General features: G+C 71.2%; 16 protein-coding genes. All 16 read left to right on the forward strand.

Annotation, left to right across the window (positions count from 1 at the left end):
• Positions 1 to 9: 9 nt before the first annotated feature.
• Positions 10 to 1128 (forward strand): enolase C-terminal domain-like protein, encoded by a 1119-nt coding sequence (locus AB7M35_RS19910; protein WP_453962169.1) that lies wholly within the window; start codon positions 10 to 12, stop codon positions 1126 to 1128.
• A gap of 3 nt (positions 1129 to 1131) precedes the next feature.
• The gene (locus tag AB7M35_RS19915; RefSeq protein WP_453962170.1) at positions 1132 to 2298 is read left to right on the forward strand and encodes an ATP-grasp domain-containing protein; all 1167 of its coding nucleotides are present in this window, start codon (positions 1132 to 1134) and stop codon (positions 2296 to 2298) included.
• A complete protein-coding gene (locus AB7M35_RS19920) occupies positions 2298 to 3176 on the forward strand; it encodes a succinate--CoA ligase subunit alpha (RefSeq protein ID WP_453962171.1) in 879 nt (292 codons plus the stop codon). The genes AB7M35_RS19915 and AB7M35_RS19920 overlap by 1 nt, the downstream gene beginning before the upstream one ends.
• A 19-nt stretch (positions 3177 to 3195) precedes the next feature.
• Complete coding sequence (locus AB7M35_RS19925) at positions 3196 to 3645, forward strand: tripartite tricarboxylate transporter TctB family protein (RefSeq protein ID WP_453962172.1); 450 nt, start codon at positions 3196 to 3198, stop codon at positions 3643 to 3645.
• Positions 3645 to 5153, forward strand: a complete 1509-nt coding sequence (locus tag AB7M35_RS19930) for a tripartite tricarboxylate transporter permease (protein ID WP_453962173.1) — start codon at positions 3645 to 3647, stop codon at positions 5151 to 5153. The genes AB7M35_RS19925 and AB7M35_RS19930 overlap by 1 nt, the downstream gene beginning before the upstream one ends.
• Positions 5154 to 5281: 128 nt before the next feature.
• A complete protein-coding gene (locus AB7M35_RS19935; protein ID WP_453962174.1) occupies positions 5282 to 6226 on the forward strand; it encodes a hydroxymethylglutaryl-CoA lyase in 945 nt (314 codons plus the stop codon).
• On the forward strand, positions 6219 to 6962 hold the full coding sequence (locus AB7M35_RS19940; protein WP_453962175.1) for an enoyl-CoA hydratase/isomerase family protein: 744 nt from the start codon (positions 6219 to 6221) through the stop codon (positions 6960 to 6962). Before AB7M35_RS19935 ends, AB7M35_RS19940 begins: the two co-directional genes overlap by 8 nt.
• The gene (locus AB7M35_RS19945) at positions 6959 to 8146 is read left to right on the forward strand and encodes a CaiB/BaiF CoA transferase family protein (RefSeq protein ID WP_453962176.1); all 1188 of its coding nucleotides are present in this window, start codon (positions 6959 to 6961) and stop codon (positions 8144 to 8146) included. The genes AB7M35_RS19940 and AB7M35_RS19945 overlap by 4 nt, the downstream gene beginning before the upstream one ends.
• Positions 8146 to 8919, forward strand: coding sequence for an enoyl-CoA hydratase/isomerase family protein (locus tag AB7M35_RS19950; protein ID WP_453962177.1), 774 nt, complete (start codon positions 8146 to 8148; stop codon positions 8917 to 8919). Before AB7M35_RS19945 ends, AB7M35_RS19950 begins: the two co-directional genes overlap by 1 nt.
• A gap of 4 nt (positions 8920 to 8923) precedes the next feature.
• Positions 8924 to 10543: an AMP-binding protein gene (locus AB7M35_RS19955; protein WP_453962178.1), complete on the forward strand. Its 1620-nt coding sequence runs from the start codon at positions 8924 to 8926 to the stop codon at positions 10541 to 10543.
• The gene (locus AB7M35_RS19960) at positions 10540 to 11508 is read left to right on the forward strand and encodes an NAD(P)H-dependent flavin oxidoreductase (protein WP_453962179.1); all 969 of its coding nucleotides are present in this window, start codon (positions 10540 to 10542) and stop codon (positions 11506 to 11508) included. Before AB7M35_RS19955 ends, AB7M35_RS19960 begins: the two co-directional genes overlap by 4 nt.
• A gap of 96 nt (positions 11509 to 11604) precedes the next feature.
• The gene (locus AB7M35_RS19965) at positions 11605 to 12744 is read left to right on the forward strand and encodes a TAXI family TRAP transporter solute-binding subunit (protein ID WP_453962180.1); all 1140 of its coding nucleotides are present in this window, start codon (positions 11605 to 11607) and stop codon (positions 12742 to 12744) included.
• Between the two features lie 118 nt (positions 12745 to 12862).
• On the forward strand, positions 12863 to 14794 hold the full coding sequence (locus tag AB7M35_RS19970) for a TRAP transporter permease (RefSeq protein WP_453962181.1): 1932 nt from the start codon (positions 12863 to 12865) through the stop codon (positions 14792 to 14794).
• Positions 14791 to 15888, forward strand: coding sequence for a mandelate racemase/muconate lactonizing enzyme family protein (locus AB7M35_RS19975; RefSeq protein ID WP_453962182.1), 1098 nt, complete (start codon positions 14791 to 14793; stop codon positions 15886 to 15888). Before AB7M35_RS19970 ends, AB7M35_RS19975 begins: the two co-directional genes overlap by 4 nt.
• 136 nt (positions 15889 to 16024) lie before the next feature.
• Positions 16025 to 16825, forward strand: a complete 801-nt coding sequence (locus AB7M35_RS19980) for an alpha/beta fold hydrolase (protein WP_453962183.1) — start codon at positions 16025 to 16027, stop codon at positions 16823 to 16825.
• Between the two features lie 150 nt (positions 16826 to 16975).
• Positions 16976 to 17941: a Bug family tripartite tricarboxylate transporter substrate binding protein gene (locus AB7M35_RS19985; RefSeq protein ID WP_453962185.1), complete on the forward strand. Its 966-nt coding sequence runs from the start codon at positions 16976 to 16978 to the stop codon at positions 17939 to 17941.
• Positions 17942 to 17978: the final 37 nt, after the last annotated feature.

Here is a 17978-nt window from a genome sequence, read left to right on the forward strand (position 1 = left end):
GCGGGCCACATGACCCTGCCGGCATCGATCGCGGCCCTCGAGGTCTTCGAGGTCACGCTCGCCTATCGCGCCCCGGTGGTCTGGACCACCGGCGGCGCCGAGGCGTCGGCGGACTATCTCGTCCTGCGCGTTGTCGGCGACGACGGCGTTGCGGGAGCGGCGGAGGTGGTCTGCAAGCCGGCCTGGAACGGGATGACACCCGGCGTCCTCGCCAAGGCCATTGTCGAGATCGCGTGGCCGGCGATCCGCGCCAAGGGGTTTCCGGACGCCGGCGCCGGCGCGCGCCTCGGCCGGTCGATCCGCGATGTCGGCGCGCTGGCGACGGTGCTCGACAACGCCTGCCGGGACCTGTTCGCGGCGCGCGGCGGCGCGGCCCGCACGACGCCGTTGCGGCCGGTACCTACGGCCGCGCTTTTGACGCGTGACGCCCCGGCGCGGATGGCGGAGGCGGCGCGCGAGGCGGTGGACGGGCAGGGCCATCGCAGCCTGAAGGTCAAGCTGGGCCAGGGGCTCGACGAAGATGCCGGGGTCCTGGGCGCGGTGCGGTCCGCTGTCGGCCCGGACGTCCTCCTGACCGGCGACGCGAACGGTGCCTATGGCGAGGAATCGCTCGATGCGCTGATGGCGATCGCCGCCGACACGGGGCTCGCGTTCCTGGAGGACCCGTGCCCGATCCAGCCGCTGGCGCGCTGGCGGGACCGGCTTTCCGGCGCGCCCGTGCCGATCCTGCTTGACCGCCATTGCACCTCGTCCGTCGGGGCGGAGGCGTGGTTCGAACTGGGGGCGACCCACGTGGCGGCAAAGCCGGGACGGATCGGCCTGAGCGAGGCGGAAGGCGTGGTCGGTGCGGCCGCGCGGGCCGCCGGGCACGTCTGCCTCGGCATGTTCGGCGAGAGCGCGGCGGGCGTCGTCACCCAGATGCGGTTGGCGGCGGACTGGGTGGACGGGCCCGTGCTGGCGACCGCCGAGCTCGGCTTCCACCAGGGTCTCGCCGACACCTATCTCGCCCGGCCGATCGCCTTTTCCGACGGCTGCTTCCTGCCGCCGGAAGCGGCTTCCCTGGCGGAGCTGGTCGACTGGGAAAAGCTCGCGGCGCTTTCGGCCCGGCGGCACGTGGTGACGGAGTAGGGCATGGATCTCTGTGAGTGGGACGCGAAGGGGCTGCTTCGCGCGCATGGTCTGCCGGTGCTCCCTGGCCGGCTGATGCGCTTCGATGGTGCGTCGCCCGCCGTGCCGGACCGGCCGCTCGTCGCCAAGGCGCAGGTGCTGTCCGGCGGGCGCGGCAAGGCCGGCCTCGTCCGGATGGCGGAGGCCGGGGACATCGGCCCGGCGCTGGCCATCGCCGCGGCGCTCGAAGAGCGGGGCCTGCCGGCCGCGGTGATGCTGGAGGAGCGCGCCGACATCGCCGCCGAACTTTACCTCGCGCTGGCGATCGACGACGTGCTGGGCGGGCCGGTGCTGCTGTTCTCCTGCGACGGCGGCGTCGACGTGGAGGCGGGCGGTGGCGTGTCGCGGCTGCCGCTTCCGCCCGGCCGGCCCCTGCGGGCGCACGAGACGGTGCCGTTCCTGCGCGCGGCCGGGGCGCCCGCCGGCGCGCTCGGGCGCATCGCGCAGGTCGCCGCCGACCTCCATCGCCTGATGGTGTCGGAGGATTGCACCCTCGTGGAGATCAACCCGCTGGCCGTCACGCCGCACGACCGGCTGATCGCCCTCGACGCGAAGATCGTGCTGGACGACAGCGCGCTTCACCGGCACCCGGCCGACCGCTTCGCGCTGTCGCAGAGCCTCGCCGACGCGGCGCTGACCGCCGACGAGCGGCGCGCCCGCGACCAGGGGTTCGCGTACGTGGAGATGCCGGGCGACGTGGTGCTGATCTCGGCCGGGGCCGGGCTCGGGATGATGTGCGCCGACCTGCTCGCCGACGCCGGCTTCCGGGCCGCGACCTTCTTCGAGAATGCCGCGGGCGCGCGCGGCGACACCACAGAGGCGCGCCTCGACCTCGCGTGGCGCCGCGCCGAAGCGCCGGACATCGCTGCGATCGTCTTCTACCAGGTGCTGTCGACCCGCGACCTTGCCCCGCGCGTCGAGGCGCTGCTCTCCCGGCTGGCGGCCTCGCCGCCGCCGAAACCGTTCTATTTCGGTCTCAGCGCCAGCTTCGTCGCCGAGCGGACCATGACGGCGGCGGAGGCGCGGCGACGGATCCGCGAGGCCGGCTATCCGGCCGAGGAAGACCCCGAGGCGCTGATCGCGGTGATGGCGGCCGACCGGGCCGCAGGCCGCCTTGCGGAGGCGGTCTGATGGCGATCCTGCTTCAGCGCGACAGCCGCGTGATCGTCCAGAACGCCCATTCGGCCTATGCCCGCGGGATGATCCCGCTGATGCGCGACGCGGGGACGCGGATCGTCGGCGGCGTGGCGCCCGGCCACGGCGGGACCGTGGCGCACGGCATGACGCTGTTCGACACCGTCGCCGAGGCGCGGGCAGCCACCGGGGCGGACGTCTCGGTCATCTATTCGCCGCCGTTCGCCGTCGCCGACGCCATCGTCGAGGCGGCCGAGGCCGGCCTGTCGCTCGCGGTCGCGGCGGCGGAATACGCCCCGGTGCACGATGTCGCCGCGGCGCTGGCGCGCGCCCGCGACGCCGGGCTGTGGGTCGTCGGTCCCAATTCGCTCGGGCTGCTGTCGCCCGGCATCGGCATGCTCTGCGGGCTTCCGCCGGCGTTTGGCCGGCCGGGCCGGGTGGGCCTGGTGTCGCGCAGCGGCACCCTGTCGCTCCTGATGCTGCGGACGCTGAGTGCGGCCGGCATCGGCCAGAGCACGGCCGTTTCGATGGGCGGGGACAGCATCATCGGGCGCCGGCCGGCCGAGTACGTCCGGGCCTTCGAGGCCGATCCGGATACCGACGCCGTGGTGGTGATCGGCGAGATCGGCGGGGGCAAGGAGGCGGAGCTCGCCGACGCCCTGGCGGATATCTCCAAGCCGGTCGTCGTCCTGATCGCCGGCCGCAGCGCGCCCGAGGGGCGCCGGCTTGGTCACGCGGGGGCGCTGGTCGGCGGCGCGACGGAGACGGCGGCCGCGAAGATGGCGCGCCTCGAGGCGGCCGGCGCGCGCGTCTGCCGCTCGCCCTCCGAGGTGGTGGCGGCGCTCGCCGCGCTGCCCGTCGGGATGACGGCGTGAAGGGATACGGGGAGGGGGCATGACCCGGGACTGGCAGGATATCCTGGGCGGCGGGTTGCTCGTCGCCGGCGGCGTCTTCGTCGCGCTCTACGCCTTCGGCCACTACGACATCGGAACGGTCCGGCGGATGGGGCCGGGCATGTTTCCCATGGGCGCGGGCGTGCTGCTGGCGATCCTCGGCGCCGTGGTCGGCGGGCCCGCCGTGTTCCGGGCCTCCAGCGGCCCGAGCGAACTGCACCTGCGCGCCGCCTTCCCGGTGGTGGCGGGCATCGCCGCCTTCGCGCTCGCCATCGATCCGCTCGGCCTGATCCCGGCGGTGGTCCTGCTGGTCGCCGTCGCGTCGTTCGCCGTGCCGCAGCCGCGGCTCTGGCAGATCCCGCTGGTGGCCGCGGTGCTCTGCGCCGTCGCCTACCTCCTGTTCGTGGTGGCGCTGAACCTGCCGCTCACCCTCATCGGGTGGCCACTCTGATGGACATTCTCGCCAACCTCGCCATCGGCATCGAGACCGCCTTCGAGCCGGCGAACCTGTTCTACTGCTTCGTCGGCGTGTTCCTCGGCACGCTGATCGGCGTGCTGCCCGGCATCGGCCCGCTGACGGCGATCTCGATGCTCCTGCCGCTGACCTTCCATTTCGGCCCGACGACGGCGCTGATCATGCTCGCCGGCATCTGGTACGGCACCGCCTACGGCGGCAGCACGGCGGCGATCCTGCTCAACATCCCGGGCACCACGTCCAGCGCGGTCACCTGCCTCGACGGCCATCCGATGTCGCGCCAGGGCAGGGGCGGCGTGGCGCTGCTGATGACCACGGTGGCGTCGTTCGTCGGCGGCTCGATCTCGATCGTCATCCTGATGATCTTCGCTCCGGCGATCGCCCGCTACGCGCTGCAGTTCGGCTCGGCGGAGTATTTCTCGCTGATGGTTCTGGGGCTGGTCGCCGCCTCCGCCGTCACCGACGGGTCGGCCGCCAAGGGGCTGGCGATGGTGGTGCTCGGCATCGTCTTCGGCACCGTCGGCATCGACATCTACAGCGGCGAGACGCGGTTCGACTTCGGCTTCCTGGAGCTCGCCAACGGCATCAGCCTGATCGCGCTGGCGATGGGCATGTTCGGCGTTTCCGAGGTGATCGTCAGCGCCCGGACGATCGGCGGGCGGTCCATCGACCGGTCCAGCGTGACCTTTCGGGCGATGCGACCGACGCGCGACGATCTCGCCCGCTCGTGGCGGCCGATCCTGCGCGGCACCGGCATCGGCTCGTTCTTCGGGACGCTGCCCGGCACCGGGCCGTCGATCGCCTCCTTCATGTCGTACGCGCTGGAAAAGCGGATCTCCCGCGAGCCCGGGCGCTTCGGCAACGGCGCGATCGAGGGCGTGGTGGCGCCGGAAGCCGCCAACAACGCCGCCGACCAGACGGCGTTCATCCCGACGCTGGCGCTGGGCATTCCCGGCAGCGCGACGATGGCGCTGATGCTGGGGGCACTCACCATCAACGGCATCGCGCCGGGGCCGACGCTGATGACCGACCAGCCGGAGCTGTTCTGGGGGCTGGTGATGAGCTTCTGGGTCGGCAACATCCTGCTGCTGGTGCTCAACATCCCGATGATCGGGCTGTGGGTGCGGCTGCTGCTGGTGCCCTACCGGCTGCTGGTGCCGGCGATCCTGATGTTCATCTGCATCGGGACGTACAGCGTGAACTCCAGCGCCTTCGACGTGTGGGTGGTGCTGGCCTTCGGGCTGCTGGGCTACCTGATGCGGCTGCTGCGCTTTCCGGCGGCGCCGCTGCTCCTGGGCTTCGTGCTCGGCCCGATGATGGAGGAGCACTTCCGCCGCGCCATGCTGCTCTCGCGCGGCGATTTCCTCACCTTCTTCGAGCGCCCGATCAGCGCGGTGGTGATGACGCTGGCGCTGCTGCTGCTGGTCTGGGGGCTGGTCTCGGCGCTCAGGGTGCGCCGCCGCGGCGCCGTCGAGGACGTGTGAACGGGGCTGCGCGAATTTGTCACGATGGCGACTAGATCGTTGACTATGTGAACTAAGATCTGCATAGCTGCAACCAACGAGCGCCGGCCGGTCCACCGTGCCGAGCGGCGACGGACCAGGGAGAGGACATGGGCCCGGACGTGATCCTGTGCGAATGCTTCGCCCGCGACGGCCTGCAGCACGAGACCGTGTTCGTGCCGACGGCGGAGAAGGTCGCGCTGATCGAGGGCTTCGCCGAGGCGGGCTTTCCGCGCGTCGAGGCCACCAGCTACAGCCATCCGGAGCGGGTGCCCGCCTTCCGCGACGCGAGCGAGGTGCTGGCGCGGCTCACCCGCAGGCAAGGCGTCTGGTACAAGGCGACCTGCCCGAACGAGCGGGCCGTCGTGCGCGCCGCCGCCGACTTCGACGCCGGGCGCGGGGCCAACGAGGTCAGCCTGCTGGTCTCGGCCACCGAATCCCACACCCAGCGCAACCTGCGCGCCAGCCGCGACGAGCAGTGGCGCCGCGTCGAGGCGATGGTCGCCGCCGCCGGCGACCGGTTCCGGCTGGTGGGCGTGATCTCGGTGGCGCTCGGCTGCCCGTTCGAGGGGCCGGTCGATCCCGGCCGGGTGGCCGAGGACGCCGCCCGCTTCCGGGCGCTGGGCGTCAAGCTGATCACCGTCGGCGACACCATCGGGACGGGCACGCCGAAGACGACCCGGCGGCTCTTCGACCGCCTCGTCTCCGATTTCTCCGACATGATCTTCGTCGGTCATTTCCACAACACCCGGGGCACCGCGCTCCTCAACTGCATGGCCGCGCTCGACGCCGGCGCGACCCACCTCGACAGCGCCATCGGCGGCGTCGGCGGGCACCCGGCGGAGATCGAATACGGCACCGGCATCACCGGCAACGTCGCGACGGAGGACCTGGTCGCGCTGCTGGAGGCCGAGGGGGTTTCGACCGGCATCGACCTCGACCGGATGATGCGGCTTTCGGAGCGCTGCGAGGCGCTTCTCGGACGCCGGCTCTACAGCATGGTGGCACGGGCCGGCCTGGAAGCCGCCCCGCAGGAAAAGGTGGTGAATGTCTGACGCCCACGCCGACGATCTCGTCCTGGTCGAGGACCGCGGCGCCGTCCGCATCCTGACGCTCAACCGGCCGGACAAGCTGAACGCGCTGAACACCGCGCTGACCCAGGCGCTGGTGGACGCGTTCCATGCGGCCGACGCGGACGACCGCGTGCGGGCGATCGTGCTGGCCGGGGCGGGCAGGGGCTTCTGCGCCGGCGCCGACCTCGCCGAGTTCAAGGACCTGACGCCGGCCAACCAGCACCTGGTGCTGAAGCGCGCCGACCTCACCTGCCGCCTGCAGTCGATGATGCAGGGGCTCGGCAAGCCGGTGGTCTCCGCCGCTCATGGGGCGACGGTGGGCGGCGGCGCCGGGCTCGCCATCGGCTGCGACATGATGGTGGCGGGCGAGACGCTGAAGTTCGGCTACCCGGAGCTGAAGCACTCCATCGTGCCGGCGCTGGTGATGACGGGCCTGCAGCGCAGCCTTGGCCGCAAGGCGGCGTTCGAGATGGTGAGCCTCGGCCGGCTGATCGGGGCGCAGGAGGCGGTCGCGATGGGGCTCGCCAACCGCGTCGCCGCCGATCCGCTGGCGGCCGCGCTGGAGATCGCCGAGGCGTGGGCGAAGGCGAGCCCGCTGGCGATGGCGGCGGTGAAGCAGCTCTTCTACCGCGTCGCCGACCTTCCCTACGACGCGGCGATGGCGGCGGGCCGCGACGTGAACGCGATCATGCGCGGCTTCCGGGAGGCGCCGGAATGAAGCCGCTGGCGGGCACCCGCGTCCTCGACTTCTCCCGCGTCCTGGCCGGACCGATGGCGACCCAGATCCTGGCCGAGCTCGGCGCCGAGGTGATCAAGGTCGAGCGGCCGGGCTCGGGCGACGAGAGCCGCTCCTACGAGCCGAAGTTTCCGGGCGGGGAGAGCGGCTACTACTTCGCCTTCAACCGCGCCAAGCGCTCGATCACCCTCGATCTGAAGAACGCCCGGGGCCGCGACATTGCGCGGAGGCTGGCCGGCAAGGCGGACGTGCTGGTGGAGAATTTCCTGCCCGGCGCGATGGACCGGATGGGGCTCGGCTACGCGGCGCTGTCGGCCGAGAACCCGCGGCTCGTTTACGTGTCGAACACCGGCTTCGGCCAGTCCGGCCCGTACCGCGACCGCAACGGCTACGACACGATCTTCCAGGCGCTCTCCGGCGTGATGGACCTGACCGGCCATCCAGACGGGCCGCCGGCCAAGGTCGGGGTCCCGTTCGCCGACCTGACCTCGGGCCTGTGGATCGCGATGGCCGCGATGACCGGGCTCCTCGGCCGGGCGAACACCGGCAAGGGCGCCCACGTCGACGTCGCCATGATGGACGTGCAGGTGAGCCTGCTCACCATCGCCGCCGCCCGCTATTTCGCGCTGGGCGAGACGCCGCACCGCACCGGCACCGAGCATCCCGGGCGGGTGCCGAGCGCCGCGTTCCAGTGCCGCGACGGCGGCTGGCTGCACATTTCCGGCAGCGACCAGCACTGGGCGCGCATCTGCAAGGTGCTCGGTCTCGATGACCTCGCCGCCGACCGGGCGCTCGACGACAACGCCGTTCGCGTCGCCCAGCGCGAACGGGTGATGGCCGCCATGCGCTCCGCCGTCGCCGCCCAGGACAGGACCCCGCTCGCCGAGGCGCTGCGCGCGGCGGGCGTTCCGGCCGGCGAGGTGAACAGCGTCTCCGAAAGCATCGAGGACCCGCACATCCAGGCGCGCGGCGTGGTCGGCAGTTTCGACCATCCGGTGGAGGGCAGCGTGCGCGCGCTGCGCACGCCGCTGCGTTTCGAGGGGCTCGACGATCCCGAGATCGGGACGCCGCCCGGCCTCGGCGCCGACACCGACGCGATCCTCAGCGAAGAGCTCGGCCTCGGCGCCGGCGAGATCGCCGAACTCCGGCAAGAGGGAGCGATCTGATGGCCGACAGCACCTTCGTCCGCGTCGAGCGCGACGGCGCCGTCGCAAGCGTCGTCCTCGCCCGTGCCGAGGCGCGCAACGCGCTCAATCTCGCCATGTGCCACGGCCTGACCGAAGCCTTCGAGGCGCTGTCGGCCGATCCCGAGGTGCGCGTCGTGCTGATGCGGGCGGAAGGCCCGGTCTTCTGCGCCGGCGCCGACCTGAAGGAGCGCACCGGCCGCGACGAAGCGTGGGTGCTGAGCCGGCGGCACGCGTCCTTCCACGCCTACGAGACGATCGGGCGCTGCGCCAAGCCGGTGGTGGCGGTGGTGCAGGGACCCGTCGTCGGGTCGGGCGGCGAAATCGCCATGAGCTGCGACTTCGTGGTGGCCTCGACCGCCGCGACGTTCCGGTTTCCCGAACCGCAGTGGGGCACCGTCGGCGCGACCCAGCGCCTGCAGCGGGTGATCGGTCGCAGCCGCGCCAAGGAACTCCTGTTCACCGGGCGCACCATGGGCGTCGACGAGGCGTACGGGCTCGGCCTCGTGGCGCGGGTGGTGGAGCCGGACGCGCTGGAGGCGACGGCCCGCGAGATCGCCGCGCAGATCGCCGCCGCGCCGCCGCTCGCGATGGCACTGACCAAGGAGTGCGTGGATCTCGGATCGGAAACCGATCTGGAGAGCGGCATCCGGATCGAGCTCAAGGCCATCGAGCGCAACCTCGCCGAAAGCGACTGGCGGAGCGGCATCGCCGACTTCGCCGACAGCATCGGCAAGAAGGCGGCCGGGGAGTAGGGCGATGGACATCGACCGCGCCTGTCCCACCACCGTTGCCGCCGCGCTGGCCCGTGCCGCCGCGATCGTGCCGGACGTCGAAGCGATCGTGGCGCCGGACGGCCGGATGACCTACCGCGACCTCGCCGACGAGGTGGCGCGCCTGAGCGGCGCCATGACGGCGCTCGGCATCCGAAAGGGCGACCACGTCGGCCTGTGCCTCGGCAACAGCTGCCGCTGGGTGGCGCTGTTCCTGGCGGCGGGCACCATCGGCGCCGTCACCGTGCCGATGAACACCCGCTTCCGCGCGCCGGAAATGGCGTACGCGCTGAAGCAGTCGCGGGTCTCGACGCTGTTTCTGGCCGACCGGTTCCTGAAGGTGGACTTCGTGGCGATGCTGCGCGAGATCGCGCCGGCGATCGATGCGGGACTGCCCGGCGACGACCTGCCGGACCTGAAGCGGCTGGTGGTGATCGGCGACGACGTGCCGGCGGCCGGCATCGGCTTCGAGGCGTTCCGCGACCTACGCAGCGAGGAGGATCCGGCGCCGGTCGGCCCCGACGACCTGCTGCTGATCCAGTACACCTCGGGCACCACGTCCTTCCCGAAGGGGGTGATGCTGACCCACCGCAACATGCTGGGGAACGCGTTCGTCTCCGGCGGCCGGATGGGCTTCCGGCTCGCCGACCGCTTCCACAGCGCCCGGCCGTTCTTCCACGTCGCCGGGTCGACGCTGTCGGTGCTCTCGGCGCTCCAGCACGGCGTCACCCTCGTCTCCATGGAGCGGTTCGAGCCGGCCGAGGCGCTGAGGTTGCTGGAGGAGGAGCGCTGTACGCACTTCTCCGGCAACGACACCATGGCGCTGATGCTGCTGAACCATCCGGACCGCCGGCAGCGCAAGCTGGTGCTCCGCGGCGCCTGGGTGGCGGCCTCGGCCGAGATCGTCCGCCGGGTGATCTCCGAGCTGGGGGCGGCCGAGGCGGTGGTCGGGTACGGCCTGTCGGAGGCCTCGCCCAACATCGCCCAGTCGTGCTGGTGGGAGAGCGAGGAGATCCGCGCGTCGGGCCGGATGCGCCCGCAGCCCGGCCTGGAGGTCGAGATCCGCGACCCGGAGACGGGCGAGACCCTGCCGGCGGATGCCCGCGGCGAGATCCGGGTGCGCGGCTGGAGCGTCATGCGCGGCTATTTCGACAAGCCCGACGAGACGGCGGCGGCGCTTGCCGCCGACGGCTGGCTCTCCACCGGCGATCTCGGCCGCATCGGCGCCGACGGGCGGCTGGAGTTCCTCGGACGGGTCAAGGACATCATCCGTGTCGGCGGCGAGAACGTCTCGCCGGCGGAGGTCGAGGACATCCTGCACAAGCACCCGAAGGTGCGCCTCGCGCAGGTGGTGGGCGTGGCCGACCCGCGGCTGATCGAGGTGCCGGTGGCCTTCCTGGTCGCCAACGAGGGCTGCGAGATCGAGGAAGGCGAGATGATCGCCTGGGCGCGCCGCGAGATGGCCGGCTTCAAGGTGCCCCGCCGGATCTGGGTCGTGCCGGATTTCGAGGCGATCGGCATGACGGCGAGTTCCAAGGTTCAGAAGTCGAAGCTGGCGCAGCACGCAGCAAGCCTCCTCGAGGCAGAGCAGGCGGTGGCGTCATGAGGATCGAAACGGCCCTTACCAGGCGCCTGGGGATCGACCTGCCCATCGTACAGGCCGGGATGTCGTGGGCGTCGTCCTGCGCGGCGCTGCCGCTGGCCGTCTCCAGGGCCGGCGGCCTCGGGGTGATCGCGGCCGGGCCCATGTACGAGGACGCGCTCGTCCGGGCGATCGACGACGTGCGCGCCGGGACCGACCGACCGTTCGCCGTGAACATGCCGCTCTATCGGCAGGGGGCGGAGCGGGTGCTCGACCTTCTCGCGGAGGCGCGGGTGCCGGTGCTAGTCGCCTCCCAGGGCGGGCCGAAGAAATATCTCGATCGCTTCAAGGCGCTAGGCACGGTGTGCATCCATGTCGTCGCCAGCGTCGAGCACGCCGTCAAGGCGGCGGCCGCCGGGGTCGACGCCCTGGTTGTCGTCGGCGGCGAGGCGGGGGGGCATCCGCCGCCGGATCTCGTGTCGACCCTGGTGCTAGCGCGCGCCGTGGTGAAGGCGGTCGCCGACGTTCCGGTGATCGCCTCCGGCGGGTTCGCCGATGGCGCCGGACTTGCCGCCGCGCTCTCGCTGGGGGCGGGGGCGGCCAACTTCGGCACCCGCTTCATCGCGACGCCGGAAGCGACCGTCAGCGACGCCTACAAGCGGATGATCGTGGAGGCCGGTCCGTCGGCGACCCGCACCGTCGGCCGCGACGTCGGCATGATCCGGGCGCTCGCCAACGAGTTCACCGACGCCATGCAGGCGCTGGAACTCTCCGGCGCGGACGTCGCCACCCGCAAGGACCGATTCCAGCAGAGCTCGCTGAAGATGGCTGCGCTGGATGGCGACGTCGCCACCGGCAAGGTCGAGGCGGGCCAGTCGGCCGGCCTCGTCGACGAGATCGCGCCGGCGGGGGAGGTCGTGCGGCGGATCGCCGAGGAATACCTCGCCGTCGTCCGCGGCCTGCCGCTGCCCGTCGACGCGCACGTGTGAGTTTGCGCCGGACGGCTCTGTCCGCCCGGCGAACTACGGTGACCCCGGCCCACCCAGAACTGGCCAGGCCCCAAGAATCCGTCGGGAGGACACACAATGTCATTGAAGCTTGATCGCAGAACCTTTCTGGGAGCGTCAGCAGCCCTTGCGGGCACGTCGATCGTTCCGTTCCGGGCGTTCGCCGATGTCCCGAAAACCATGCAGTGGACGGCGGCCGACGTCGGCTCGAGCGGCTACATCGAGGCGACCGCCATCGCCAACGCGCTGATCGAGAAGTTCGGCACGCGCATCCGCATCGTTCCGTCGGGAACCTCGATCGGCCGCATGATGCAGCTCAAGCAGGGCCGCGTGAACATGGGCTTCCTCGCCAACGAGTGCTTCTTCGCGACGGAGGCGATCTACGACTTCTCCACCCGCGAATGGGGACCGCAGGACCTGCGCGCCCTGATGGGCCGCGAGGCGCTGTTCGGCATCGTCACGGCCAAGGACGCCGGCATCAAGACGATCGCCGACCTCAAGGGGCGGCGCGTCGCCAAGATCCAGGCGCACCCCTCCACCAACTTCAAGATCGAGGGTGAGCTGGCCTTTGCCGGCCTGACCTGGGACGACGTCGACGCGATCGAGGTGCCCGGCTACAGCGCCGGCATCCAGGCGGTGATCGACGGCAACGTGGACGCCGCCGGCGCGGTGGTGGGCGCGAGCCTGCTGCGCGAACTGGAGGCGAGCCCGCGCGGCATCCACTGGCCGCCGGTGCCGGCCGACGACGCCGAGGGCTGGGACCGGATGAACGCGGTGGCCCCGCTGTTCGCCCCGTCGACCATGACGAACGGGCCCGGCGCGTCGCCTGAGAACCCGGTGCCGATGGTCGCCTACCGCTACCCGATCCTGTCGGTCTACGCCGACCGCAGCGCCGACGAGGTCTACGAGCTGACCAAGGCGATCGCCTCGACCTACGACCTCTACAAGAAGTCGGCGCCGGTGATGGCGGGATACGACGTCAACCAGGCCGGGCACCCGCCCTTCGACGCGCCGGTCCACGAGGGCGCCCAGCGCTACTACGAGGAAATCGGCATCTGGACCGACAAGGACCAGGCCTGGAACGAGAAGCGGCTCGCCCGCCTGGAGAAGGTCAAGAAGGCCTGGGAGACGGCGACCGAAGAGGCCGACGAGAAGAACGTCCCCGACGCCAAGTGGCCGGAGTTCTGGGACGCGTACCGCAAGGCCAACCTCGGCTGATCGATCCGACGGGTGGGCGGCAGCCTCCGCCGCCCGCCCGTCATCCTGCCGTCCCGTCCCCGCCGCCCGCCGATCGGCCGCCGCGCGGGGACTTTCCCCCTGTCGCGGAACGCGTGTCATGACCGGCGCTGTCGAAATGGATCCCGTTGCCACCTCCAACCGCGGCCGCGCCGCCCGGTGGGCGGTGGGCATCCTGACGCTCGCCTCGCTGGCGCTGGTGGTGAACCAGGTGTTCCTGATCCGCGCGTTCGGCTTCCAGCTGATCTCGACCGGGTACTATTACGCGCTGATCGGCTCGTTCCTGTGCATCGTGTTCCTGCTGTTTCCCGCAAGGGAGGCGGACGCCAACCGGATGCCGTTCTACGACGTCGTCCTCGCGGTGGCGGTGCTGGCGTGCGGTCTCTACTTCGCCAGCCAGGCGGAATCGATCATCAGCCGGGGCTGGGACTTCGTCGCGCCGCCGCTGCCGACCGCCATGGCCTGCGTGCTGTTCATCCTCGTGCTGGAGGCGCTGCGGCGCACCAGCGGGCTGACGCTGTTCATCCTCTGCACCTTCTTCGGAGTCTTCCCGATCTTCGCCGACCACATGCCCGGCATCCTCTGGGGCACCCAGTATTCGGTGCTTGAGGCGGTCCGCGCCCACGTGATGGGGGTGGGATCGATCGTCGGCATCCCGATCGGCGTCGTCAGCGACCTGCTCATCGGCTACCTGGTGTTCGGGGCGACGCTGACGGCGACCGGCGGCGGACGCTTCTTCATGGACTTCGCCAGCGCGCTGCTCGGCGGCGCGCGCGGCGGCCCGGCGAAGGTGTCGATCATCTCGTCGGCGCTGTTCGGCAGCCTGTCCGGCAGCGTGATCTCGAACGTCATCTCGACGGGCTCGTTCACCATCCCGACCATGCGGCGCTGCGGCTATCCGGCCTCCTATGCCGCCGCGATCGAGAGCTGCGCCTCCACCGGCGGGACGATCATGCCGCCGGTGATGGGGGCGGCCGGCTTCATCATGGCGTCGTTCCTGAACATTCCCTACTCGACGGTCGTCTCGGCGGCGCTGGTCCCCGCGGTGCTGTTCTATGCGGCGCTGCTGCTGCAGGTGGACGCCTACGCCGCCAAGAAAGGCCTTGCCGGGCTGCCGAAGGACCAGCTGCCGTCGCTCTGGCCGACGCTTCGGGACGGCTGGCCGCACCTGGGCGGGCTCATCCTGCTGGTGGTGCTGATCCTGTTCTTCCACATGGAGCGCACCGCGCCGTTCATCTCGGCGGGGCTGATGGCGCTGGTGGCGATCCTCAAGGAGCCGCGGCAGGTGTTCGCCACCCTGGAGCGGATCGTCTTCGAGAGCGGGCGCAGCGCGGCCTACCTGTTCGGCATCCTCGCCGGTATCGGGCTGATCGTCGGTGCGCTGTCGATCACCGGCGTCGGGTCGTCGGTCTCGCGCGAGCTGATCTTCCACGCCGGCGGAAACACCGCCCTGCTGCTGATCTTCGGGGCGATCACCAGCTTCGTCCTCGGCATGGGGATGACGGCGTCGGCCTGCTACATCTTCCTCGCGATCATCCTCGGCCCGGCGCTGACCGGCCAGGGGCTCGACGAGATCGGCAGCCACCTGTTCATCCTCTACTGGGGGATGCTCTCCTACATCACCCCGCCGGTGGCGCTTGCCGCCGTGACGGCGGCGGTGATCGCCGGCTCCAACAGCCTGGAGACGGGCATCAAGGCGATGCGGCTGGGCAGCATCCTGTTCGTCCTGCCGTTCGCCTTCGTCCTGAACCCGGCGCTGATCCTGCGCGGCGAGCCGGTGGAGGTGGTGATGGCGGTCGCCACCGCGACCTTGGCGATCTGGCTGATCTCCTGCGCCTTCGAGGGGTACCTGCACTATTTCGGCCGGCTGACCGCGGTGCTGCGCATCGCGGTCGGCGTTGCCGGCGCGCTGATGCTGATCCCGGAGGGGCGCAGCGACGTGGTCGGGCTGGTGATCGCGCTGGCGGTGTTCGGGTACGGCTACGGGTTCAAGGCGGCGCCGCGGCTGGCCGGCCAGGCCAGGCCGGAATGAAGATCGCGGCCTTTTCGGTCGAGCCTTCGGCGTTCGACAACCTGGACCCGGACTGGCGCTACGGCACCGCCCATGTGCCGCGCCTGGAAGGCGTGTTCGTGGCGCTCCGGGCCGAGGACGGCACGGTGGGGGAGGGCTACTCGCCGGTGCTCGGCCACCTCGGCGTGAACCGCGACGCGCTCGCCGCGTCGTGCGGGCGCCTCGCTGCGGCCTGCCTCGGTCGCGAAGCCGTCGCCTACCGGGTGACCGCGACGCTGCTCGCGCGCGAGCGCGGCGTGTCCGGTCCGGCGCTCGCCGCCGTGGAGATGGCGCTCATCGACCTCGCCGCGCGGATGCACGGCGTGCCGGTGGCGGTGCTCCTGGGCGGGCGCTTCCGCGACCGCGTGCCGGTGGTCCGCATCGTGCCGATCAAGGCGCCGGCGGCGATGGCCGATACCGCCGGGGCGCTGGTTGCGGAGGGCTACCGGGCGGTGAAGCTGAAGGCGGCGGGGCGGCTCGACGAGGACATCGAGCGGGTGGCGGCGGTGCGGGAGCGCGTCGGGGCGGCCGTGGAGATCTACATCGATCCGAACCAGGCCTACGATCTCGACGGCGCCGTCCGTTTCTGCGCGGCCGCCGCCGACCTCGGGGTCGCGCGCGTCGAGCAGCCGGTGCCCGCGTCCGACCGGGAGACGATGGCGCGGCTCGCGGCCGCCGTGCGGCTGCCGCTGGTGGAGGCCGACGAGAGGCTGTTCGGGGTGGGCGATCTCGCCGATGTTTTGGCGCGCAAGGCGGCGCACGGCATCTGCCTGAAGTTCGCGCGCTCGGGCGGCATCCTGCCGACGCTCGCGATGGTGGAGATGGCGCGCGCCCACGGCGTCGCCGTGCGGATGGGCACGGCCTTCGGCGGACCTCTGGTGTCGCTCGCCGGCGCGCAGGTGGCGGCCAGCATCGCGACCCTCGATGGCTTCGCCGAGATCGCCGAGTTCGCGCACTTTTCCGACACGGCCCATGCGCCGCCGAGCGTCGAGGACGGGTGCCTGGTGCTCGACGATGCGCCCGGGTTCGGGCATGTGCGCCGCACCCGATGGCAGGCGGACTGGCGGTCGGCCTGAACCCTGCCGGCCTACCTTCGTTGGGAATTCGGCAGCCGCGCCCTCTGGAAATGCGGATGGCAAAACTCTAAAGTTCGGTTGAACGACCTTTTGTTCAGCCGGCCCCTGTGGCGGCCGGGTCTACGCGGGAGAAATCATGTCGGTGACGGATGCGGTGCGCCACGACGGCCTGACGTTCAGGTGCCAGGTGGATGGAGAGGCCGGGGAGTGGATCGTCTTCTCCAATTCGATCGTCACCGATTTCTCGATCTGGGACAGCCAGGTCGAGGCGCTGAAGGACCGGTACCGCATCCTGCGCTACGACCAGCGCGGCCATGGCGGCACCGACGTGCCGCCGGGGCCGTGCACCTTCGACCAGCTGGGCGGTGACGCGCGCGCGCTGATGGACCATTTCGGCGTCGACCGCTGCACCTTCGTCGGGCTGTCGATGGGCGTGCCGACGACGCTCAGCGTCTATGCCAGCCAGCCGGAGCGGATCCGGCGCCTCGTCCTTTGCGACGGGCAGGCGGCGACCGCGGCAACGGGCGCGGCGACCTGGGAAGAGCGGATCGTCCACGCCGAGACCGAGGGCATGGAAGCCGTGGCCGACGCCACCGTGGCGCGCTGGTTCGCCCCGGCCTTCGCCGAGAAGGGCGGCGCGGACCGCGTCCGGCGCGGCATCGCGGCGATGCAGGCGGCAGGCTTCGTCGCCTGCGCGCGCGCACTTCAGAACTATCAGTTCGCCCATGTGCTGGAGACGATCGCGGTGCCGACGCTGCTGATCGCCGGCGCCAACGACGGGGGGATGCCGGCCGGGATGCGGAAGCTGTCGGAGCGGATCGCGGGATCGCGGTTCGTGGAGATCCCGGATGCCGGACACATCCCGAACGTCGAGAACGCCGCCGCCTTCAACCGCGCGCTGATGGCGTTTCTGGCGGAGACGGCGGACGCGAAATAGGCGTCCCAACGCACGAGGCGGTTTGCAAAGGTTATTAGTCTAGCCTATAAGCGGAAATGGCCGGAAAGAAGGGACCCGAACATCCCCACGGCCGAACGACGTACCGGTGAATGGCGGAAGCTGTCCGGCTCCGTCGAAGGAGGAAGCACCATGAGACGTTTCGCAGCCGCTGCCGTCGGGCTGGCCCTTGTCGGTTCCCTCGGAGCCGCCCAAGCCCAGACGTTTCCGGATCATCCGATCACCATCGTGAACCCGTATTCCGCGGGCGGCCCGGCCGACCTGATCGCCCGCACCGTGGGCGAGAAGGTGTCGCAGATCCTCGGCCAGCCGGTGGTGGTGGAAAACCGCCCGGGCGCGGCCACGGCGATTGCGGCCAGCACCGTCGCGCAGGCCGATCCGGATGGCTACACGCTGCTGATCGCGGGCTCGCCGACCCATGTCGTGACCCCGGCGATCCAGAAGGTGAACTACAAGGGCATCGAGGACTTCGAGCCGGTCGCCATGGTGGCGATCGTTCCGAACGTACTTGTCGTGTCCGCCAAGTCCGACACCAAGACCCTCGACGATCTCGTCAAGAAGGCGAAGAGCGGCGACGGCGTGGTGAGCTTCGCCTCGGTCGGCGTCGGCAGCCTGCCGCATCTGGCGGCCGTCTTCTTCCAGCAGTCCAGCGATGCGACGCTCACGCACATTCCCTACGGGGGTGCGGCGCCGGCCGTCGTCGACGTGCTGGCCGGCAACGTCGACATGGCGTTCCTGAACGCGCCGCCGCTGATGCCCTACATCGAGGACGGCGAACTGATCCCGCTGGGCGTCGCCTCGTCGAAGCGCAGCGCCAAGCTTCCCGACCTGCCGACCATGGAGGAGCAGGGCTTCCAGGGGTTCGAGATGAGCACCTGGTACGGCATCTCCGCGCCGGCCGGCACGCCGAAGGACGTGGTCGCCAAGCTCGACGCGGCCATCAAGGAAGCCGTCACCTCGCCGGACGTCGCCGAGAAGCTGACGAGCCGCGGCGCGGAGGTCTTCTACATGCCGTCCGACGAGTTCGCGGCCTACCTCGCCAAGGACTCCGAGCGCATGCTGGGCCTGATCGACAAGGCCGGTCTCAAGTCGAACTGAGCAGCAGCGCGGCGCCGCCCAAGGCGCCGCGCCCCCT

It is taken from the genome of Amorphus suaedae (genome assembly GCF_053629675.1).